Source organism: Pseudomonas sp. Irchel 3E19 (genome assembly GCF_900187585.1).
GTDB classification, from domain to species: Bacteria; Pseudomonadota; Gammaproteobacteria; order Pseudomonadales; family Pseudomonadaceae; genus Aquipseudomonas; species Aquipseudomonas baetica.
Genome location: NZ_FYDT01000031.1, coordinates 20,144 through 40,116, shown reverse-complemented (window position 1 = coordinate 40,116; position 19,973 = coordinate 20,144). Strand labels below are relative to the sequence as shown.

The following is a 19,973-nucleotide window of genomic DNA, read 5'->3' as shown; positions in this document are numbered from 1 at the left end:
CACTTGAGTATAGCGATCGCGATGCCTGACTTTATGGCGATGCCATGAAGCACTTTCGCCCGGGCGTCATACCGACCGTGGTCGTGGCTCTGTTGCTGCCGCTGCTGGTGTCGCTGGGTTTCTGGCAATTGGGCCGTGGCGCGGAGAAAACCGCGCTGCTTGCCAGTTACGCCGAGCGTCGCGCCGCCGAACCGATGGCCAGCACAGAGCTGGCGAATAGTGCTGATCCGGCCTATCGCCGCGTGCATCTGCACGGCCAGTTCGACGCGGCCCACAGCCTGCTGCTCGACAACAGCCAGCGCAACGGCAAGGTCGGCGTCGAGTTGCTGCAACCCTTTCAGGATCAACGCACCGGCCTGTGGCTGCTGGTCAATCGCGGCTGGCTGCCGTGGCCGGATCGACGCGTGCCGCCGCAATTCACCACACCCTCGGAGGCGCTGAATATCGACGCCTGGGTCTACATCGCCCCCGGCGCGACCTTCCAGCTGCACGCCGACCCGGTCAGCAATACCTGGCCGCAAACCATCACTGCCGTCGAGCCCGCCAAGCTGTGGAAAACCCTCGAACGCGACGGCTTCGCCTACGAAGTACGCGCCGAACCTGGCCCGGCCAGCTATCAGGCCGAATGGCCGGTGGTTGCCATGGGCCCGGAAAAACACCTCGGTTACGCCGTGCAGTGGTTCGCCATGGCCACCGCCCTGCTCGGTCTCTACCTCTACTTAGGCTGGCACAACGCAAAGGAGAAACACCATGGGAACGGCCATGAATCCACCCAGCATGTCTGAAACCAAACCTGCCGCCAGCCGTCGTCGCGGCCGTCTTCAGTTGCTGCTGATTGTGCTCGGCGTGGTCGGCCCGATGCTTCTCGCCACCGGCATGTACAAATTGCAGTTCTGGGTGCCGGAGGGTCGCAGCTATCACGGCGAACTGATCGGCAACGGCCAGACCCGCGCCGACCTCGGCGTGCAGGCGAATGAACAGCGCTGGCAGATGTTGGTGACCGCACCGAAGGATTGCGCCGTGGATTGCCAGCAGTTGGTGTATCTGGCGCGGCAGATCCAGATCGGCCTCGGCCGTGAAGCCGGGCGCGCCAGCCACGCCCTCGCCGCCGCACAACCGCTGACCAGCGATTACGACGCCAAACTCACCCGCGAATACCCACAGTTGCAACGCTATCCGCTGGACGCCGCAGTGTTCAGCAAGACCACGGGCGACAAGGCCACGCCGCAACTGTGGATCATCGACCCCCACGGCAACCTCGTGCTGCGTTACGAGCCGAATGTAAAGGGCAAGGATCTGCTCAACGACCTGCGCCACCTGTTGAAACTGTCGAACATCGGATAAGGGCATCGTCATGGCCAAACCTGGATTTCGCCTCGCGCTGTTTGCCACCCTGCTGGCGCTGATTGTCGTGCTGCTCGGCGCCTACACGCGCCTGACTCACGCAGGCTTAGGCTGTCCGGACTGGCCGGGCTGCTACGGGTTTATCAGCGTGCCGAAAAGCGAAGCCCAACTGGCCCATGCCGAACTGCACTTCCCCGACGCACCAGTGGAAGCGCACAAGGGCTGGAACGAAATGATCCACCGCTACTTCGCCGGCACCCTCGGCCTGCTCATTTCGGTATTGGCCGGGCGCGCGTGGGTGAATCGTCGCCATCCCGGGCTACCGTTGAAACTGCCGCTGTTTCTGCTGGCGGTGGTGTTCGCCCAAGCGGCGTTCGGCATGTGGACGGTGACGCTCAAGCTCTGGCCGCAAGTGGTCACCGGGCATTTGCTCGGCGGTTTTGCGACGCTGAGTCTGTTGTTTCTGCTGACGTTGCGGTTGTCTGGAGTGCTGCCGGCGCTGACCGTGCCCAAGCGTCTGCAATATTGGGCGACTGCCGGTTTGTTGCTGGTGATCGGTCAGATTGCGCTGGGTGGCTGGGTCAGTTCCAACTACGCAGCGGTGGCCTGCATCGACTTCCCTACCTGCCACGGACAATGGCTGCCGCCGGCGGATTTCGCCAATGGGTTTCACCTGACTCAACACATCGGCCCGAACTATTTGGGCGGACAACTCGACAGTGATGCACGTACGGCGATTCACCTGACTCACCGTATCGGCGCGTTGCTGGTGACGTTGGTGCTGCTCGGTCTCGCCTGGCAATTGAAAGTGGTCGGCATGACCCGATTGGCCGGGTTGGTGCTGATCGCCCTCGGCGCACAAATCAGCCTCGGCATCAGCAACGTGATTTTCCATCTGCCACTGCCAGTGGCCGTGGCGCACAACGCCGGCGGCGCCGCGCTGTTGCTGACCCTGGTGCTGGTCAATTATCACGCGCGCACCAGTCTGGTCCGGGTCAGACAACCGGTGCTCGCGCGCTGGCGCTTCAGCCCACGTAAACACTCGGCCGCGCCCATCACAATAAAAGGAGAAACGCCGTGGCGATTCTGATTGGCGAACGTCCCACTCAGGCAATCTGGCGTGATTATCTGGAGCTGACCAAACCGAAAGTCGTGGTGCTGATGCTGATCACTTCGCTGGTCGGCATGTTCCTCGCGACCCGCGCCGGGGTGCCGTGGACGGTGCTGGTGTTTGGCAACCTGGGTATCGCGCTGTGTGCCGGTGGTGCGGCGGCGGTCAATCATGTGGTGGATCGGCGCATTGATGCAGTGATGGCGCGCACGCACAAACGGCCATTGGCCGAGGGCCGGGTTTCGCCCGCCGCCGCGTTGACCTTCGCGCTGGTGCTGGCGCTGCTCGGTCAGGCGTTGCTGCTGACCTTCACCAATCCGCTGACCGCGTGGCTGACCCTCGCCTCCTTGCTGGGCTACGCGGTGATCTACACCGGTTTCCTCAAGCGCGCGACGCCGCAGAACATCGTCATCGGCGGCCTCGCCGGCGCCGCACCGCCACTGCTCGGCTGGACCGCTGCCACCGGCCACGTCAGTGCCGAACCGTTGCTGCTGGTGCTGATTATCTTCGCCTGGACGCCGCCGCACTTCTGGGCACTGGCGATTCATCGCAAAGAGGAATACGCCAAGGCCGACATCCCGATGCTGCCGGTCACCCACGGCGAGCACTACACCAAAGTGCATATTCTGCTGTACACCTTTGCGCTGCTGGCGGTGAGTCTGCTGCCTTATGTGATCCACATGAGCGGCGTGCTTTATCTGGTTTGCGCGCTGGCTCTGGGCGCAAGGTTTCTGCAATGGGCCGTGGTGCTGTACCGTGGCACTCGGCCGCACGCGGCGATCAACACGTTCAAGTACTCTATCTGGTACTTGTTTCTGCTGTTCATCGCCCTGCTCGTAGACCACTACTTACTGTTGAACCTATGACTCGAACCCAGAAAACCGTCTTCATCCTCGTCGCCGTGATCGCGCTGATCCTGGGGCTTACCGTCAACAAGGTGCTGAGCGGCAAGGGCCAGGGTGACCCGACCGCGCTGATCGACGCCGGCATTATTCTGCTGCCGCAGAGCCGCACCCTGCCAAACGTGACGATGACCGATCAGGACGGCAAACCGGTCGCCATCGACGAGTTGAAGGGCAAGTGGAGCCTGCTGTTTTTCGGCTACACCTTCTGCCCGGACATCTGCCCGACCACCCTTGCCCAGCTACGTCAGATCAAAAGCGAACTGCCCAAAGACGCTGTGGATAAGTTGCAGATCGTGCTGGTCAGCGTTGACCCGAACCGCGATAACCCGAAGCAGTTGAAGCAGTATCTGGGCTACTTCGATCCGCAGTTCATCGGTCTCACGCCGAGTTCGATCGAAGCGCTGCAAAAGGTCGCCAACGCGGTGAGCATTCCGTTTATTCCGGCCGATACCAGCAAGCCGAATTACACGGTTGATCACAGTGGCAATCTGGCGGTGATCGGCCCGGACGGGACGCAGCGTGGGTTTATTCGGGCGCCGCTGAACAACGCCAAACTGGTGGCGCAGCTGCCGGTGATGCTTAACCGCAAGTAAAACCAACACGGTCCCCCTGAGGGAGCGAGCCTGCTCGCGAAAAGGCCGGCACATTCAACATCTGCATCGACTGACACACCGCATTCGCGAGCAAGCCCGCTCCCACAGGGACACAGTGTCTAGTCCTGAAATAGGTTTACACCTGTTTCAACCTCAAAACGCCCGATGCACCGCATCGGGCGTTTTGTATTTCAGCGACAGATGAGGCCGCTCGTTGTTATAGATCTGCACCGACTCGTCCACCATCCGGATGGCATCTGCAAAATCTTTGGGCCGATGCAGCATTAACTCGTTTTTCAAAATTCCATTCACACGCTCAGCCAATGCATTTTGGTAGCAGTCGTAGCCATCGGTCATTGAGCAGGTGATGCCGTACTTGGCATGCAGCCGCTGATAAAGCTCGGAGCAGTATTGAACGCCTCTGTCCGAGTGGTGCACCAAGTGTTGTTCCGTTGTCCGCTGCTTCAGGGCTTTGTTGAACGCCTGGATCACCGATTCGGTGTGCAAGCTTTCATGGACATGGTGACCCACGATTTTTCGAGAGTACGCATCGGTGATCAAACTCAGATAAGCCACACCCGTTTGCGTTGGTAAGTAGGTGATGTCCGCAACCCATACTTGCTCTGGTGCCTTGGCGACTACCTGAATCGGCCCATCTTTGAGCAGGTTTGGATGCCGGCGAAAGCGATGATGACTGTCTGTTGTTTTGTGATAGGCCCGCCTGCGAGGAACCAGTTCGCGCCGATCTCGCAAGATATTGAATAAACGGTCTCGACCAACCTTTACGGACATTTCTGGCTCAGTGCGCATTAGATTGTGAAGTTTTCGGGTGCCAAGGCGCGGTTGCCTGAGTCGCTTTTCCCTCACGAATCCCATCACTTCCTGAGCATGACGGGCCCGGGCATCACACGCCCGGTTGCGCTTGTAATAAGCCTGACGGGAAATCCCCATGAATTGGCAAGCCCGACTAATGCTCAGGCCTTGGATCTGCTCTTGGGAGAGGACTTGCCGGATCGCTTTTTTACGACAGAAACACCGAAGTCGTTCTTCAAAACATCAACGACGGCTTCGAAAAACTGAGCTTTCTGGTTGGCTTGGGCAAGCTTTTCTTCAAGCTCTTTGATTCGCTGTTCGGGTGTCAGCGGTTTATCGGGCTTATCCATGGAACGGGGTCTCTTGGAGCGAATGGACGCGCCTTGACTCCAGTCCTGCCGACCATGCCTGCGTAACCAGTTCAGTACGGTCGTTTTACCCTGAATGCCATAACGCTCTTGAGCCTCTTTATAACTCAGCTCACCTTTTTCGACTTGATCGACGACCGACAATTTAAAGGTCAGCGTGTAATCACGCTGACTGCGCCTTTCTCCCGTATTCATTACTCCCTCCTGAGAATGGGTCAGAAGGTGTAAACCTTATTCAGGACGGGACACAGGCACAAAAAAGGGGGCGCTCATGGCGCCCCCTTTTCATTGCAGCAATCTGGATCAGAACGCCGGCAACACCGCACCCTTGTACTTCTCGGTAATGAATTTCTTCACTTCCGGGCTGTGCAGGGCAGCGGCCAGTTTCTTCATCGCGTCGCTGTCCTTGTTGTCCGCACGGGACACGAGGATGTTCACGTACGGCGAATCATTACCTTCGATCACCAGCGCATCCTTGGACGGATCAAGCTTGGCTTCCAGCGCGTAGTTGGTGTTGATCAGCGCCAGATCGACCTGGGTCAGCACGCGCGGGATGGTCGCGGCTTCCAGTTCACGGATTTTCAGGTCTTTCGGGTTCTGCGCGATGTCTTTGAGGGTCGACAGGATGTTGGTCGGATCCTTCAAAGTAATCACGCCAGCCTTGGCCAGCAGCAACAGCGCACGGCCGCCGTTGGTGGCGTCGTTCGGGATTACCACGTTGGCGCCGCTTGGCAGGTCTTTCAGATCCTTGATCTTGCTCGAATAGGCGCCCAGTGGCTCCAGATGCACGCCCGTCACGGCCACCAGGCTGGTGCCCTTGGCCTTGTTGAATTCATCGAGGTACGGCTGGTGCTGGAAGAAGTTGGCATCCAGACGTTTTTCGGCCACCTGTACGTTCGGCTGAATGTAGTCAGTGAAGACCTTGACCTTCAGATCCACGCCTTCTTTGGCCAGGGCCGGCTTCACGAATTCGAGGATTTCCGCGTGCGGCACCGGGCTGGCGGCAATGGTCAGGGTTTCTGCGTGGGCCGAGAATGCCGCAACGGCAGCGAAAGCAGCGATCAGTTTTTTCATTCAGCTAACTCCTTTTGAGGCGCCCGTCTGGCGCCTGCCAGCGAATGGCCGGCTCATTTCTTGATGGTCAGACCGGTTATTTGCGCGAGAAGTGCACAACCAGTCTGTCACCTACCATTTGCAACACTTGCACCAGGATCAACAGCAAGACCACGGTGACGATCATCACGTCAGTCTGGAAACGCTGGTAGCCGAATCGGATCGCCAGGTCACCCAAGCCACCGGCGCCGACCACACCGGCCATCGCCGTGTAGGAAACCAGAGTAATCGCCGTCACCGTAATCGCCGCGAAGATGCCCGGACGGGCCTCAGGCAGCAAAGCGTTCATGATGATCTGCCGGGTGGTCGCGCCCATCGACTGGGTCGCTTCAATGATGCCGCGATCGACTTCACGCAGCGCGGTTTCCACCAGGCGCGCGAAGAACGGCGTGGCACCCACCACCAGCGGCGGAATCGCACCGGCCACGCCCAGCGACGTGCCGGTGATCAGCACGGTGAACGGGATCATCACGATCAACAGAATGATAAACGGCAGTGAGCGCAGGATGTTCACCGCCAGCGACATGAACGCGTAGACACCACGGTTTTCCAGCAACTGACGCGGGCTGCACAAAAACAGCAGCACACCCAGCGGCAGACCGAGCAGCACGGTGAACAGCAGCGAACCGCCGAGCATCAGCATCGTGTCGCCGGTGGCCAGCCAGATTTCGTACCAGTCGATATTGGCGAAAAAGCTCATAAAGGCTTCCATTAACGCAGGACCTCCATGTGAACGTCAGCGGCGGTGAAGCGGGCGAACGCCGCTTCCATGTCGCCACCGGTGACGGCGAGGGTCAATTGCCCGTACGGAATGTCTTTGATGCGGTCGATGCGGCCGGCAAGGATGCTGTAGTCGACGCCGGTTTCCCGGGCGACGGTACCGAGCAACGGCGCGTAGGTCGCTTCGCCCTGGAAAGTCAGACGCACGATACGACCCGGCACATGAGCAAAGTCATCACGCTGTTCGCCTTCGTCGATTTGCTCGCTTTCCTGGACGAAGCGCTTGGTGGTCGGGTGCTGCGGATGCAGGAACACATCGGCCACCGAACCTTGCTCGACGATCACGCCGGCATCCATCACACCCACCTGATCGCACACGCGACGGATCACATCCATCTCGTGGGTGATCAGGACGATGGTCAGTTTCAGCTCACGGTTGATCTCGGCCAACAGTTGCAGGACCGACGCGGTGGTCTGCGGGTCGAGGGCGCTGGTGGCTTCGTCGCACAGCAGAATCTTTGGCTTGGTCGCCAGGGCGCGGGCAATACCGACGCGCTGCTTCTGGCCGCCGGACAACTGCGCCGGGTATTTTTTGGCGTGGTCGGACAAACCGACCCGCGCCAGCAATTCGGCGACGCGCTTGTCGATTTCGCTGCTCGACAGTTCGCCGGCCAGGGTCAGCGGCAACGCAACGTTGTCGGCAACGGTCTTTGACGCGAGCAGGTTGAAGTGCTGGAAGATCATCCCGACTTGCTGGCGGAAACGGCGCAGGCCGTTGGCGTCCAGCGCGGTGACTTCTTCGCCGTCGACGATGATCTTGCCGCCACTGGATTCTTCCAGGCGATTGATCAGACGCAGCAGGGTACTTTTTCCCGCACCGGAATGGCCAATCAGGCCGAAGACCTGACCGTTCTCGATCGAGAGGCTGGTCGGGTGCAGGGCGGGGATGTCCTTACCGGCGACGCGGTAAGTTTTGTGGACGTTTTGAAACTCGATCACGTAGCGAACCTTGTGGGGCGCGTTAGAAAAGGATCAGCGGTTAGCCGGGCGCGCATTTTAGCCTGTCCGTATAGAGGTTCTTAGCATTTATTTCTCAATTAACCTTCGATTTGGCAATAACAAGATCAAAGGTCATAAAAAAGGAACGCCCGTTCCTGCTCGTCGGTCACTAGTTAAGCGACTTGAAACCCTGGGTAACCGTGCCCGGAAACGCTCAAGAGTCCCCGTTGAAAGGGGTCAAACGAGGAGTTTACGTCTGATGAGTACCAAAAAACCTGCCTCCGGCAAAAGTGAACTGGCTGGAACCGACACCCCGGACCGCGCCAACACCAACGCCAAACTCGACAGTCTGGAGAAATTTCGCTCCGACGCCACCGGCCAGGCCCTGCGCACCAACCAGGGGGTAAAAATCGCCGATAACCAGAATACCCTCAAGGCCGGCCCCCGCGGGCCGTCGTTGCTGGAAGACTTCATCATGCGTGAAAAAATCACGCACTTTGACCATGAGCGCATTCCGGAGCGCATCGTCCACGCCCGCGGCACCGGGGCTCACGGCTTCTTTCAGGCCTACGAGAATCATGCCGCGCTGACCAAGGCCGGTTTCCTACAGGATCCGGGGAAAAAGACGCCAGTGTTCGTGCGTTTTTCCACCGTACAGGGGCCGCGCGGCTCCGGTGACACCGTGCGTGACGTGCGCGGTTTTGCCGTGAAGTTCTTCACCGACGAGGGCAACTTCGACCTGGTCGGCAACAACATGCCGGTGTTTTTCATTCAGGACGCGATCAAGTTTCCCGACTTCGTCCACGCGGTGAAACCCGAGCCGCACAACGAAATCCCTACCGGCGGCTCGGCCCACGACACCTTTTGGGACTTCGTCTCCTTAGTCCCGGAATCCGCGCACATGGTCATCTGGGCGATGTCCGACCGGGCGATCCCGAAAAGCCTGCGCAGCATGCAGGGCTTTGGCGTGCACACCTTCCGGCTGGTCAACGCCGAAGGCAAATCGCGCTTCGTCAAATTCCACTGGCGCCCTACCGCCGGCACTTGCTCGCTGGTGTGGGACGAGGCGCAGAAACTCGCCGGTAAAGACACCGACTACCACCGTCGCGACCTTTGGGAATCGATCGAGATGGGCGACTACCCGGAATGGGAACTGGGCGTGCAGATCATCGAAGAGGAAAACGAGCACGACTTCGAGTTCGACATCCTCGACCCGACCAAGCTGATCCCCGAAGAAATCGTGCCGATCACGCCGCTGGGTAAAATGACCCTCAACCGCAACCCGGACAATTTCTTTGCCGAGACCGAGCAAGTTGCGTTTTGCCCGGGCCACATCGTGCCGGGCATCGACTTCTCCAATGACCCGCTGCTGCAAGGTCGGCTGTTTTCCTACACCGACACGCAGATCAGCCGACTCGGTGGACCGAATTTTCATGAGCTGCCAATCAACCGCCCGGTGGCGCCGTTCCATAACGGCCAGCGTGATGCTCAGCACCGCACAGTGATCGACAAGGGACGCGCGTCTTACGAGCCAAACTCGATCGATGGCGGCTGGCCGAAAGAAACCCCGCCTGCCGCGCAGGATGGCGGTTTCGAGACCTATCCGGAGCGTATCGACGCCGCCAAGATCCGCCAGCGCAGCGAGTCGTTCAGCGACCACTTCTCCCAGGCGCGCCTGTTCTTCAACAGCATGAGTGCGCATGAGAAGGAACACATCATTGCCGCCTACAGCTTTGAGTTGGGCAAGGTTGAGCGTGAGTTCATCCGCGCGCGGGAAGTGAATGAAATTCTGGCCAATATCGACCTGGAACTGGCCAAGCGTGTGGCGGCCAATCTGGGGCTGCCTGCGCCGACCAAAGGCACGGTCGAGGTGCGAAAAACATCGTTCGACCACTCGCCTTCACTCAGCCAGGCGAATCTGCTGCCGGAAAATATCAAGACGCGCAAAGTGGCCATTCTTGCTGCCAACGGCGTCGATGGTGCAGCGATTGATGCGATGAAGAAGGCATTGGCCGCTGAAGGTGCACACGCCAAGTTGCTGGGGCCGACTTCAGCACCAGTGAAGACTGCCGATGGCAAAAGCCTGCCGGTGGATGCATCGATGGAAGGTATGCCTTCAGTGATTTTCGATGCGGTGTTCGTGCCGGGTGGCGCGGCGTCGATCAAAGCACTAAGCGGTGACGGCGTGGCTCTGCATTACGTGCTGGAGGCCTATAAGCATCTGAAGGCGATTGCCTTGCACGGCGAAGCCAAGCAGTTGCTGGATGTGCTGAAGCTGGAGGCGGATGCCGGGTTGCTCGAGGGTAAGGATATCGGGGCGTTGACCAAGCCGTTCTTTGCCGCGATCGGGCAGCATCGGGTTTGGGCTCGGGAGCCTAAGGCGAAAGCCATTCCGGCCTAAACGTTATTTGCTGACTGACAGGACGCCTTCGCGAGCAAGCCCGCTCCCACTCAGGATCTGCGTCGAACACAATATTTGTGGGCACAGCAGATCAAGGGTGGGAGCGGGCTTGCTCGCGAAGCTTTTAGGGCTTTTGCGGACTTAGAACCATCTGCGCCGGCACCGTACGCAAAATCTGCTTCTCGATCTTCAGATCAAAATCCGGATTCAACTTCTTCACCCGCTTGGTCAGTAACGTCGCCAACCAAGGGTAATCGTTGGTGCGAGGCGCCTGAATGCTCACCGCGCACTCGTAATTCACCACATCAGCGGCGATCGCGTCGAGTTGCCGGCGAAGTTTGCGGCTATCGGTGATGTTCAGCGCCACGGTGGTGCTTTCGGCGGTCGGATCGATCACCTTGGCTTTTGGCTTGGCTTCCGCGGCCAGCAATGCGGCTTCGGCCTTTTCCAGCTCGGCCTTGCGCGCTTCGGTGATGGCGCCATTGACGCCACCAGTCAGCGCCGGGGCCTTGGGCATCAGCGCACGGGCACGGCTCAACGCTGTGGCAGCAGCGTTTACATCACCCTTCTGCAGGACAATCTGGCTACGGCGCAGATACGCCTCGGCCAATTGCCGCTGGTATTGCTCAAGGGATTGATCGTTGGGCGTTTCGGCCTGCAAAGCGGCCAACTGGTCTTCGGCTGTGGCCAGTTCGCTGCTGGCCAGGTTTTGCTCCAGCTGTGCGATGGCCGTAGCCCGCGCATCGGGGACCTGGGCCACCGGCGGCGTGCTTTGGCAGGCGCCCAGCAGCACGGAAAATGCGACAAGGAGCAGATAACGGGAGGCGAACGGCTTCATTCCTGCGACTCTCTAATTGCGCAAAAAGCGAGCAAGTCTACACCCCTCGACGGGGCAGAACAAAACTCAGCAGAAACAGTGCGGCCGCCGTTACAACAATTGACGGGCCGGCCGGGGTGTCCTTGAACCACGACAGCGCCAGGCCGACACACACGGCGAGCATGCCCAGCAGGCTCGCGCCCAGTGCCATCTGCTCCGGCGAACGGGCGTGACGCTGTGCCGCAGCCGCCGGGATGATCAACAGCGAGGTAATCAGCAACACACCGACGATTTTCATCGCCACCGCGATCACCACCGCAATCAACAACATCAGAGCCATACGCAGGCCAGCCACCGGCAGGCCTTCGACTTTGGCCAACTCTTCATGCACGGTGATCGCCAGCAGCGGTCGCCACAGCGTCACCAGCAATACCAGCACTGCCGCGCTACCGCCAAGGATCCACGCCAGATCAGTCGGGCTGATCGCCAGCAGGTCGCCGAACAGATAGGCCATCAGGTCGATCCGCACTTCATGCATGAAGCTTAGTACCACCAACCCGAGAGAGAGCGTGCTCGGTGCGAGAATTCCCAAAAGCGTGTCGGACGCCAGTGGTTGGCGCTGTTGCAGGGTCACCAGCAACACCGCCAGCAGCAGACAGCCGACCGTCACCGCGACCGTCGGGCTGACATCCAGCAAAAAGCCCAACGCCACGCCGAGCAATGCGGCGTGGGACAAGGTATCGCCGAAATAGGCCATGCGCCGCCAGACCACAAACGATCCGAGCGGTCCCGCTACCACCGCCAGCGCCAAGCCTGCAAGCAGGGCATACAACAGAAAATCAGCCATGCTTGCAGCTATCTCCATGAACGTGGGGTTGGCCGGAAACCGGGCCTTTGACCACTGAACCGTGCAGGTCATGGGCGTGGTCGTGATGGTGGTGATAAATCGCCAGGCTCTGCGCGTTCTTGCCGAACAACTCGACAAACGCCGGATCGCCGCTGACCTGCTCGGGATGCCCGGAGCAGCAAACGTGGCGGTTGAGGCACACCACCTGGTCAGTGGTGCTCATCACCAGATGCAGATCGTGAGAAACCATCAACACACCGCAGCCGTGGCGGTCGCGCAGACGGGTGATCAGGCTGTACAACTCGGCTTGGCCGGCCACGTCGACACCTTGTACCGGCTCGTCGAGCACCAGCAGTTCCGGTTCACGCAGCAGCGCCCGGGCCAGCAGCACGCGCTGCATTTCACCACCGGAAACGCTTTGCACCGGGCTTTCGATGACGTGTTCGGCGCCGACTTCCTTGAGCGCAGCCAATGCGCGCGGGCGATCAACACCCGGCACCAGCCGCAGGAAGCGCAGCACCGACAGCGGCAAAGTCGGATCGACGTGGAGTTTTTGCGGCATGTAGCCCACACGCAGTTTCGGCTTGCGCCAGACACTGCCGCTGTCCGGCTTCAACAGCCCGAGCACGGCGCGCACCAACGTGGTCTTGCCAGCGCCGTTGGGGCCGATCAGGGTGACGATTTGTCCCGGCTCGACGCTCAGCTCGATGTTGTCCAGCACGGTCTGCCCGGCAAACGTGACGGCGACTTGCTCCAGACGGATCAGCGCGTTGCTCATCAAGCCCCCTGGCAACCGGAGCACAGGCCGACCACTTCGACGGTCTGCGCCTCGACGATAAAACCGACATCCTTGGCGCTGTTAATGATCGCGTCGCTGATCACTTTTTGCTCAAGTTCGATGGCGGCGTGGCAATCGCGGCAGATCAGGAACTGGCCCTGATGCGAATGTTCCGGGTGCACGCAGCCGACGAAGGCATTGAGTGAGGAGATGCGGTGCACCAAGCCGTTTTCCAAAAGGAAATCCAGCGCCCGGTAAACGGTCGGCGGCGCGGCGCGGCGGCCGTCCTGCTCGCTGAGCACGGCGAGGATGTCGTAGGCGCCCAGCGGCTTGTGGCTCTGCCACACCAGCTCCAGCACCCGGCGGCGCAACGCGGTCAGGCGCAAGCCTTTCTGCGCGCACAAGGTATCGGCCTCGGACAATGCGCTGTGCACGCAATGAGAGTGGTCGTGGGGACGGCTGGCAATCGGTGTAATAGGCATGGGCGGCGACGAGTTTTGATAGAGACGTTATTATGTTACCCGTTCTCGCCTCCTTGAGTGGTCATCGTGTCCCGACTTTTTTCTGTTTTTGTGGCTTTTGTCGCCAGTTTCCTGCTGATCGGTTCGGCTCAGGCCGAGGTCAAAGTGCTCACCAGCATCAAACCGTTGCAGCTGATTGCAGCGGCGGTGCAGGACGGCGTGGCGATCCCCGAAGTGCTGCTGCCGCCGGGTGCCTCACCGCATAACTACGCGCTGCGTCCATCCGACGTACGGAAGGTGCAAGCGGTGGATCTGCTCTACTGGATCGGCCCGGACATGGAAGGTTTCCTGCCGCGCGTGCTGAACGGTCGTACGCTGCCGAGCGTCGCCGTGCAGGATCTGCCGGGGATGAAACTGCGTCATTTCGCTGAAGACAGTCATTCCCATGCAGAAGAGGCCGACGATCATGACCACGATCACCGCCCGGGCACGCTGGATGCGCATTTGTGGCTAACGCCGGTCAACGCGCGGGTCATTGCCGACAAAATGGCCGCTGACCTGAGTGCGGCTGATCCGGCGAATGCTGAACGTTATCAAAGCAACGCCAAGGCATTCGACGAGCGTCTGGATGCGTTGGACCTGCGCTTGAAGAAACGACTGGCCAGCGTTGAAGGCAAACCCTACTTCGTGTTTCACGAGGCGTTCGATTACTTCGAAGAGGCTTACGGCCTGAAGCACACCGGCGTATTCAGCGTTGCCGCAGAAGTGCAACCGGGCGCGCAGCACGTGGCGGCGATGCGCAAGCGTTTGCAGGAAGTGGGTAAGACTTGCGTGTTCAGCGAACCGCCATTGCGGCCGCGCCTGGCGGAAACGCTGGTGGCTGGCTTGCCGGTGAAACTGGCGGAGCTGGATGCACTGGGCGGCTACACCCCGGCGACTGCTCAGGGCTACGAGCAGGTTTTGGAAAAATTGGGCAATGATCTGGCCGGTTGCCTGGAATCTCTTTAACCCCGGCATCGGCGTCGACCCATTCGCGAGCAAGCCCGCTCCCACATTGGATTTAAACCAATGTGGGAGCGGGCTTGCTCGCGAAGCTTTTTAAAGGGCAAAAGGCAACGGTGTACTGACCTGCTGCCGTTGCGCCAACCGCTGCTCGAACTCCTGCGGATCGTGAATCAATACATCCTGCCCGGCAAACTGCTCAGCCGCGATCAACCGCGACAGCCAGAAGCGCACACACGCCACGCGCAGCATGGTCGGCCACAACTCTGCTTCTGCCGCCGAGAACGGACGCAGCGCCGCATAGGCACCGAGGAATGCACGCGCCCGCGGGCCATCGATCAAGCCGTCATCGTCCGAACACCAATCGTTCAGGGCAATCGCCACGTCATACAGCATCGGTCCCGAGCAGGCGTTGTAGAAGTCGATCAGCCCGGTCAGGTGCGTACCTTCAAACATCGCGTTGTCACGGAACAGGTCGGCGTGAATATTCGCCCGTGGCAGCGCGAGAATTTTCTCTTTCTGCTCTGTGATTTCATCCAGCGCCTTTCGCAGCAGTGCACGCGGCTCATCGCTCAGGTGCGAGAGAAACTCCGTGCCCTCCTCCAGCATCCAGTCCAGGCCACGATCGGTCTTGCGTTTGATCATGCGCTCGCCCTGGGTCGCCAGGTGCAGATGTGCCTGCAACTCACCGACCTGCGCGCAATGCTGAGCATTGGCGACCTTGATGTGCTTGCCAGACAGACGCGGTTGCAGCAGCGCCGGCTTGCCTTTGAGTTCACGCAACGCCACGCCGTCGGTGGTACGCAATGCGTAAGGCACCGGCAGATCGGCTTCGTGGAGGACATCGAGCAGGTCGATGAAAAACGGCATCTCCTGCACCGGGCCGCGCTCAACCAGGGTCAGGACGAATTCGCCCTGCTCTAGGCTGATAAAGAAGTTGGTGTTTTCGCTGCCGGCGGCGATCCCCTGGAAATCAAGCAGGCGGCCGAGCCCGTAAGGGGCGAGAAAGGTTTCCAGCTCGGGCCGAGCCAGGGGGGTGAACACAGACATGGTTAAAAACTGCTCAGTTCGGGCGCCGCTATCAAAGCGGCGCCGATTAAAATTAAGAGACTACTTCCATTCGAAAATCTTCCACGACGGAATCAGCATATCCGGCTGATCCGAACGGATGAAATTTGCATCCGTCCCGTCGGCACGCACCAGAAAATAAGGCGGGGCGCCCTTTACCGTGACCTTGATCGCATACAGGAAACCGTTTTGCCGGTACTCCTGAATGGTCTTGTCGCCTTCCGTGCGAATGGTAACTTCCGGATCCGCTGACGGCGCATCATCCGCCGCCATCGCGACCAGGGGTGAGGCAGCAATCAGACCGACCAGCAGCAAGCGATTTAACGTACGCATGATAACCTTGTCCCTTTGTCGTCAACGGTCCCGCTATTCTAGCGCCGGGCCCGCCGAAAAGGTTGATTCTGCTCATGAGCCAAGCCCCCCTCGTCCTGGTGGACGGTTCGTCTTACCTGTACCGCGCTTTCCACGCCCTGCCTCCTTTGACCACCTCCAAAGGCCTGCCGACCGGCGCGGTCAAGGGCGTGCTGAATATGCTCAAGAGTCTGCGCAAGCAGTACCCGGACAGCCCGTTCGCCGTGGTGTTCGACGCCAAGGGCGGGACATTTCGCGATGAGATGTACGCCGAATACAAGGCCAACCGCCCGAGCATGCCCGACGACATGCGCGTGCAGATCGAACCGCTGCACCAGAGCGTGATCGCCCTCGGCTTCCCGCTCTTGTGCGTGGAAGGCGTCGAGGCTGACGACGTGATCGGCACTCTGGCGCGCAGCAGCGCAGCGGCGGATCGCCCGGTGATCATCTCCACGGGCGACAAGGACATGGCGCAACTGGTCGACGGCCACATTACCTTGGTCAACACCATGTCCGGTAGCTCGATGGACGTGGAGGGCGTGAAGGAGAAATTCGGCGTCGCTCCGGAGCAGATCATCGATTATCTGGCGCTGATGGGCGACTCTTCCGACAACATTCCAGGCGTTCCGGGTATCGGCCCGAAGACCGCGTCCGGCCTGCTGGTCGGCGTCAACGGCGGCCTCACCGAGCTGTACGCGAATCTCGACATCGTCCCGACCCTGCCGATTCGCGGCGCCAAGACCCTGCCGGCCAAGCTCGAAGAACACAAGGAGATGGCGTTCCTCTCCTATCAACTGGCGACCATCAAGGTCGACGTGCCGCTGGACGTCGAGCTCGACGATCTGCAAATGGGCGCGGAAGACCCGGCCAAGCTCTACGAGCTGTACTCCCTGCTCGAATTCAAAAGCTGGATCAACGATCTGGATCGCGACGCCAAACGTCTGGAACTGAGCGCTGCCGCCACGCCTGAACCCGCAGGCGACCTGTTCAGCGCGCCGGAAGCCCAAGCGCCAGCCGCCCCCGCTGAAGCCGCCTATGAAACCATCCTCGATCAGGCGCGGTTCGATGTCTGGCTGGAAAAACTCAACAACGCCAAGCTGTTCGCCTTCGACACCGAAACCACCGGCATCGACGCGCAACAGGCGCAACTGGTCGGCCTGTCGTTCGCCGTGCAGGCCAACGAAGCGGCGTATATCCCGCTGACCCACTCTTACATCGGCGTGCCTGAGCAACTGGATCGCGATACCGTGCTGCGCGCACTGAAACCGATTCTGGAAGACCCGACCAAACTCAAGGTCGGCCAGCATGCCAAGTTTGACATGAACATCCTGGCCAACTGCGCCATTGGTGGCGACCAGAACGAAGGCATCACTGTGCGCGGCATTGCCTTCGACACGATGCTTGAGTCCTACGTGCTCAACTCCACCGCCACCCGCCATGACATGGACAGCCTCGCGCAGAAGTACCTGGATCACACCACCGTGAGCTTCCAGGACATCGCCGGCAAAGGTGCCAAGCAGCTGACTTTCGACCAGATTGCCTTGGAACAGGCCGGGCCGTATGCCGCCGAAGACGCCGACATCACCTTGCGTCTGCATCAGACCCTGTTCGAAAAACTCAGCGCGATCCCGAGCCTGGCCAGCGTGCTGACCGACATCGAAATCCCGCTGGTACCGGTGCTCGCGCGCATCGAGCGCCAAGGCGCCTTCGTCGATGCCGAGTTGCTTGGCATCCAGAGCATCGAACTGGGCAACAAGATGGTCGCGCTGGAGCGCGAAGCGTTCGAGATCGCCGGGGAAGAATTCAACCTTGGCTCACCCAAGCAGCTCGGCGTGATTCTCTACGAGAAACTCGGCCTGCCGGTTCTGAAAAAAACCGCCAAGGGCCAACCGTCCACCGCTGAAGAAGTCTTGGCGAAACTGGCAGAAGATGATCACCGCTTGCCGAAAGTGCTGATGGAGCACCGTTCGATGAGCAAGCTGAAAAGCACTTACACCGATCGCCTGCCGGAGCAGATCAACCCGCGAACCGGGCGTATCCACACGTCTTACCATCAGGCTGTGGCATCCACCGGTCGGTTGTCCTCCAGCGATCCGAACCTGCAGAACATTCCGGTACGCACCGCTGAAGGCCGGCGCATCCGTCAGGCATTCGTTGCGCCAAAAGGCTACAAACTGCTGGCGGCGGACTATTCGCAGATCGAACTGCGGATCATGGCGCACCTGTCCAAGGACGAAGGCTTGATGAACGCCTTCCGCAATAACCTCGACGTCCACACTGCCACCGCTGCCGAAGTGTTCAAGGTCGAACTCAACGAAGTGACTTCCGACCAGCGCCGTGGCGCCAAGGCGATCAACTTCGGCCTGATCTACGGCATGGGCGCGCAGAAGCTGGGCAAGGACATTGGCGTCGACACCAAGACCGCTAAAGCCTACATCGACACCTACTTCGCTCGTTACCCGGGCGTTCGCGAGTACATGGATCGCACCCGTGCGCAGGCGGCAGACCAAGGTTACGTGGAAACGTTTTTCGGGCGTCGCCTGTACCTGCCGGAAATCAACTCGAACAAGCCGCAGGAGCGCGCCGCCGCCGAACGCACGGCGATCAACGCGCCGATGCAGGGAACGGCCGCGGACATCATCAAGAAAGCCATGGTGGCGGTGGACAACTGGCTCGCGACTTCCGGGCTGGACGCCAAAGTCATTCTGCAGGTACACGATGAACTGGTACTGGAGGTTCGCGAGGATCTGGTCGAGCAGGTCAGCAGCGAGATTCGTCTGCACATGAGCGAAGCGGCGAAGCTGGATGTGCCGTTGCTGGTCGAAGTGGGTGTGGGCAACAATTGGGATGAGGCTCACTGAGCCATTTGACGATGGTCTTGCCGCGACACAACGTCGCGGCAGCGCCGGTAAACCTGCTTATTTCGAAAAGCGCTTGGGACTATTCCAAAGCTTTTTGAAAAAAATCTGAACTAATCTGGCAGACCACTACTCAGAGTTACTGAATGGCTGGTGAAGCCCTTCGATGCTCCTATGTTGTGTTAAGTGTTGGCAGATATCTGAACCCCGCCCTAGCGGTTCGGAACTTAAACCCCGGAATTTCTCCCTCCCCAATGAAATCCGGGGCTTTTTTTGCCCGCGATTTACTCAGCAGGCAGTTCTCCAAGCAATTCCGAGCCCTTGTCAGCCAGTTCCATCCAGCTTGCCAGTACAGTGTAGGCCTCTTCCAGGCCCATGCGTTTCGGCGCGGAAAATAGCTGGATCGTCACAAGATCGCCCCAACCTTTGCGAATTTCCGACTGCACCTTGAGCAGCGTGTTCTTGGCTGCGCCATAAGTCAGCTTGTCGGCCTTGGTCAGCAGAATGTGCATCGGCATACCGGCGGCAACGGCCCAGTCGAGCATCAGCAGGTCGAAGTCGGTCATTGGATGACGGATGTCCATCATCAGAATCAAACCCTTCAAACTCTCACGGCCACCGAGGTAAGCCTCAAGGTGACGCTGCCAGTGCATCTTCAGCGGGATCGGTACTTTTGCATAACCGTAGCCCGGCAGGTCGACCAGACGCCGATCATCGTCTAGCTTGAAGAAGTTCAACAGCTGTGTGCGACCCGGGGTTTTCGAGGTGCGCGCCAGGCTGGCGTGAGTCAGGGTGTTCAGGGCGCTGGATTTGCCGGCGTTGGAACGCCCGGCAAACGCCACTTCGAAGCCTTCGTCGTCAGGGCATTGATCGACTTTGGCGGCACTGAGCATGAACGTGGACTGTTGGCACAGGCCGAGGATGGGATTCTTGAGTTGCATGGGATTTCCGATGTGGGCGGCGCCGGGATTGGGCGCGGAACGCGGTGTCGCTTCCGTTTCAGTGACGCCAGTATATAATGCCGCAGATTTTGTGTGTGCTTTGTCCCAGCGTAGGATGAAGTACACGAGAGCGACGGACCTTGATTGCGCATTAGAACGCAGAACGCTCTCAACCCTGAAAAGGTCGTTTCAATGGCTGCTGGCTGCCGGACTCTTGATGCCGCTTTACAGCGCACAGGCTACACAGGATCCGGAAGCCGTGTACAACCGTGTTTGTAGTGCCTGTCATTCCGGCCAACTGCCCTTGGCGCCCAAAAGAGGCGATCAGGCAGCCTGGACGCCGAGGTTGGCGAAAGGTATGGAGACGCTGGTGCAACACGTGACCCAGGGTTTCAAGGCGATGCCGCCGCGTGGTTTGTGCATGGACTGCAGTGCCGAGGATTACCAGGCCATCATCCTTTGGATGAGCGAGTAAACCCGGTC

At 59.8% G+C, this 19,973-nt stretch carries 20 protein-coding genes; 9 read left to right on the top strand and 11 right to left on the bottom strand.

The annotated features are described in order from the left end of the window. The first annotated feature begins 44 nt into the window (after window positions 1-44). From CKW18_RS19255 to CKW18_RS19235, 5 genes are read left to right on the top strand one after another with little or no spacing between them, the layout of a single operon-like run. Window positions 45-785, top strand: a complete 741-nt coding sequence (locus tag CKW18_RS19255) for an SURF1 family protein (protein ID WP_095190259.1) — start codon at window positions 45-47, stop codon at window positions 783-785. Beyond that, window positions 751-1,344: a hypothetical protein gene (locus tag CKW18_RS19250; RefSeq protein ID WP_095190258.1), complete on the top strand. Its 594-nt coding sequence runs from the start codon at window positions 751-753 to the stop codon at window positions 1,342-1,344. The genes CKW18_RS19255 and CKW18_RS19250 overlap by 35 nt, the downstream gene beginning before the upstream one ends. A gap of 10 nt (window positions 1,345-1,354) precedes the next feature. Next, window positions 1,355-2,434, top strand: coding sequence for a heme A synthase (locus tag CKW18_RS19245; RefSeq protein WP_095190257.1), 1,080 nt, complete (start codon window positions 1,355-1,357; stop codon window positions 2,432-2,434). Then, window positions 2,422-3,321, top strand: a complete 900-nt coding sequence (cyoE, locus tag CKW18_RS19240) for a heme o synthase (RefSeq protein WP_095190256.1) — start codon at window positions 2,422-2,424, stop codon at window positions 3,319-3,321. The genes CKW18_RS19245 and cyoE overlap by 13 nt, the downstream gene beginning before the upstream one ends. After that, window positions 3,318-3,953: an SCO family protein gene (locus tag CKW18_RS19235; RefSeq protein ID WP_095190255.1), complete on the top strand. Its 636-nt coding sequence runs from the start codon at window positions 3,318-3,320 to the stop codon at window positions 3,951-3,953. The genes cyoE and CKW18_RS19235 overlap by 4 nt, the downstream gene beginning before the upstream one ends. Before the next feature lie 153 nt (window positions 3,954-4,106). On the opposite strand, the gene CKW18_RS19230 is transcribed toward CKW18_RS19235, so the two are convergent. From CKW18_RS19230 to CKW18_RS19215, 4 genes are all read right to left on the bottom strand, one after another. Continuing rightward, a protein-coding gene (locus tag CKW18_RS19230; RefSeq protein WP_095190254.1) for an IS3 family transposase occupies window positions 4,107-5,329 on the bottom strand; the annotation gives its coding sequence in 2 pieces (ribosomal slippage) (window positions 4,107-4,978 and window positions 4,978-5,329; 1,224 coding nt in all). A gap of 108 nt (window positions 5,330-5,437) precedes the next feature. Then, window positions 5,438-6,208 carry a MetQ/NlpA family ABC transporter substrate-binding protein gene (locus tag CKW18_RS19225; RefSeq protein ID WP_095190253.1) on the bottom strand — a complete coding sequence of 257 codons (771 nt, stop codon included), beginning with the start codon at window positions 6,206-6,208 and terminating at the stop codon, window positions 5,438-5,440. A 76-nt stretch (window positions 6,209-6,284) separates the two neighbouring features. Further along, window positions 6,285-6,959 carry a methionine ABC transporter permease gene (locus tag CKW18_RS19220; RefSeq protein WP_095190252.1) on the bottom strand — a complete coding sequence of 225 codons (675 nt, stop codon included), beginning with the start codon at window positions 6,957-6,959 and terminating at the stop codon, window positions 6,285-6,287. Further along, window positions 6,959-7,966 (bottom strand): methionine ABC transporter ATP-binding protein, encoded by a 1,008-nt coding sequence (locus tag CKW18_RS19215; RefSeq protein WP_095190251.1) that lies wholly within the window; start codon window positions 7,964-7,966, stop codon window positions 6,959-6,961. The genes CKW18_RS19220 and CKW18_RS19215 overlap by 1 nt, the downstream gene beginning before the upstream one ends. Before the next feature lie 259 nt (window positions 7,967-8,225). Between CKW18_RS19215 and katE the strand changes: the two genes are divergently transcribed. Next, window positions 8,226-10,367 (top strand): catalase HPII, encoded by a 2,142-nt coding sequence (gene katE / locus CKW18_RS19210; RefSeq protein WP_095190250.1) that lies wholly within the window; start codon window positions 8,226-8,228, stop codon window positions 10,365-10,367. A gap of 124 nt (window positions 10,368-10,491) precedes the next feature. Here katE and CKW18_RS19205 read toward each other — a convergent pair whose 3' ends face one another. Genes CKW18_RS19205 through CKW18_RS19190 form a run of 4 tightly spaced genes read right to left on the bottom strand, consistent with a single transcriptional unit; the run spans window position 10,492 to window position 13,291 of the window. Continuing rightward, window positions 10,492-11,205: a PA5502 family lipoprotein gene (locus CKW18_RS19205; protein WP_095190249.1), complete on the bottom strand. Its 714-nt coding sequence runs from the start codon at window positions 11,203-11,205 to the stop codon at window positions 10,492-10,494. A 37-nt stretch (window positions 11,206-11,242) separates the two neighbouring features. Continuing rightward, window positions 11,243-12,031, bottom strand: coding sequence for a zinc ABC transporter permease subunit ZnuB (gene znuB, locus CKW18_RS19200; RefSeq protein ID WP_095190248.1), 789 nt, complete (start codon window positions 12,029-12,031; stop codon window positions 11,243-11,245). Further along, on the bottom strand, window positions 12,024-12,809 hold the full coding sequence (znuC, locus tag CKW18_RS19195; protein ID WP_095190247.1) for a zinc ABC transporter ATP-binding protein ZnuC: 786 nt from the start codon (window positions 12,807-12,809) through the stop codon (window positions 12,024-12,026). The genes znuB and znuC overlap by 8 nt, the downstream gene beginning before the upstream one ends. Then, window positions 12,809-13,291 carry a Fur family transcriptional regulator gene (locus tag CKW18_RS19190; protein WP_095190246.1) on the bottom strand — a complete coding sequence of 161 codons (483 nt, stop codon included), beginning with the start codon at window positions 13,289-13,291 and terminating at the stop codon, window positions 12,809-12,811. Before CKW18_RS19190 ends, znuC begins: the two co-directional genes overlap by 1 nt. A 66-nt stretch (window positions 13,292-13,357) precedes the next feature. Between CKW18_RS19190 and CKW18_RS19185 the strand changes: the two genes are divergently transcribed. Continuing rightward, complete coding sequence (locus CKW18_RS19185; RefSeq protein WP_095190298.1) at window positions 13,358-14,278, top strand: zinc ABC transporter substrate-binding protein; 921 nt, start codon at window positions 13,358-13,360, stop codon at window positions 14,276-14,278. Between the two features lie 90 nt (window positions 14,279-14,368). Here the strand turns inward: CKW18_RS19185 and CKW18_RS19180 are convergent, their stop codons facing one another. Together CKW18_RS19180 and CKW18_RS19175 are read right to left on the bottom strand one after the other, a co-directional pair. After that, window positions 14,369-15,322, bottom strand: coding sequence for a homoserine kinase (locus tag CKW18_RS19180; RefSeq protein ID WP_095190245.1), 954 nt, complete (start codon window positions 15,320-15,322; stop codon window positions 14,369-14,371). A 60-nt stretch (window positions 15,323-15,382) separates the two neighbouring features. Next, on the bottom strand, window positions 15,383-15,673 hold the full coding sequence (locus CKW18_RS19175) for a DUF2782 domain-containing protein (protein ID WP_095190244.1): 291 nt from the start codon (window positions 15,671-15,673) through the stop codon (window positions 15,383-15,385). 74 nt (window positions 15,674-15,747) lie between these two features. Between CKW18_RS19175 and polA the strand changes: the two genes are divergently transcribed. After that, window positions 15,748-18,552 carry a DNA polymerase I gene (gene polA, locus CKW18_RS19170; RefSeq protein WP_095190243.1) on the top strand — a complete coding sequence of 935 codons (2,805 nt, stop codon included), beginning with the start codon at window positions 15,748-15,750 and terminating at the stop codon, window positions 18,550-18,552. Window positions 18,553-18,833: 281 nt separating this feature from the next. Here the strand turns inward: polA and yihA are convergent, their stop codons facing one another. Then, window positions 18,834-19,490, bottom strand: a complete 657-nt coding sequence (gene yihA, locus CKW18_RS19165; protein ID WP_095190242.1) for a ribosome biogenesis GTP-binding protein YihA/YsxC — start codon at window positions 19,488-19,490, stop codon at window positions 18,834-18,836. Between the two features lie 217 nt (window positions 19,491-19,707). On the opposite strand from yihA, the gene CKW18_RS19160 reads away from it, so the two are divergent. Beyond that, complete coding sequence (locus tag CKW18_RS19160; protein ID WP_095190297.1) at window positions 19,708-19,965, top strand: cytochrome c5 family protein; 258 nt, start codon at window positions 19,708-19,710, stop codon at window positions 19,963-19,965. Window positions 19,966-19,973: the final 8 nt, after the last annotated feature.

Coding starts and splice junctions, on each gene's coding strand:
- CKW18_RS19255 (WP_095190259.1), top strand. CDS start 45: ATGAAGCACTTTCGCCCGGGCGTCATACCGACCGTGGTCGTGGCTCTG.
- CKW18_RS19250 (WP_095190258.1), top strand. CDS start 751: ATGGGAACGGCCATGAATCCACCCAGCATGTCTGAAACCAAACCTGCC.
- CKW18_RS19245 (WP_095190257.1), top strand. CDS start 1,355: ATGGCCAAACCTGGATTTCGCCTCGCGCTGTTTGCCACCCTGCTGGCG.
- CKW18_RS19235 (WP_095190255.1), top strand. CDS start 3,318: ATGACTCGAACCCAGAAAACCGTCTTCATCCTCGTCGCCGTGATCGCG.
- CKW18_RS19225 (WP_095190253.1), bottom strand. CDS start 6,208: ATGAAAAAACTGATCGCTGCTTTCGCTGCCGTTGCGGCATTCTCGGCC.
- CKW18_RS19220 (WP_095190252.1), bottom strand. CDS start 6,959: ATGGAAGCCTTTATGAGCTTTTTCGCCAATATCGACTGGTACGAAATC.
- katE (WP_095190250.1), top strand. CDS start 8,226: ATGAGTACCAAAAAACCTGCCTCCGGCAAAAGTGAACTGGCTGGAACC.
- CKW18_RS19205 (WP_095190249.1), bottom strand. CDS start 11,205: ATGAAGCCGTTCGCCTCCCGTTATCTGCTCCTTGTCGCATTTTCCGTG.
- znuB (WP_095190248.1), bottom strand. CDS start 12,031: ATGGCTGATTTTCTGTTGTATGCCCTGCTTGCAGGCTTGGCGCTGGCG.
- znuC (WP_095190247.1), bottom strand. CDS start 12,809: ATGAGCAACGCGCTGATCCGTCTGGAGCAAGTCGCCGTCACGTTTGCC.
- CKW18_RS19190 (WP_095190246.1), bottom strand. CDS start 13,291: ATGCCTATTACACCGATTGCCAGCCGTCCCCACGACCACTCTCATTGC.
- CKW18_RS19180 (WP_095190245.1), bottom strand. CDS start 15,322: ATGTCTGTGTTCACCCCCCTGGCTCGGCCCGAGCTGGAAACCTTTCTC.
- CKW18_RS19175 (WP_095190244.1), bottom strand. CDS start 15,673: ATGCGTACGTTAAATCGCTTGCTGCTGGTCGGTCTGATTGCTGCCTCA.
- polA (WP_095190243.1), top strand. CDS start 15,748: ATGAGCCAAGCCCCCCTCGTCCTGGTGGACGGTTCGTCTTACCTGTAC.
- yihA (WP_095190242.1), bottom strand. CDS start 19,490: ATGCAACTCAAGAATCCCATCCTCGGCCTGTGCCAACAGTCCACGTTC.
- CKW18_RS19160 (WP_095190297.1), top strand. CDS start 19,708: ATGCCGCTTTACAGCGCACAGGCTACACAGGATCCGGAAGCCGTGTAC.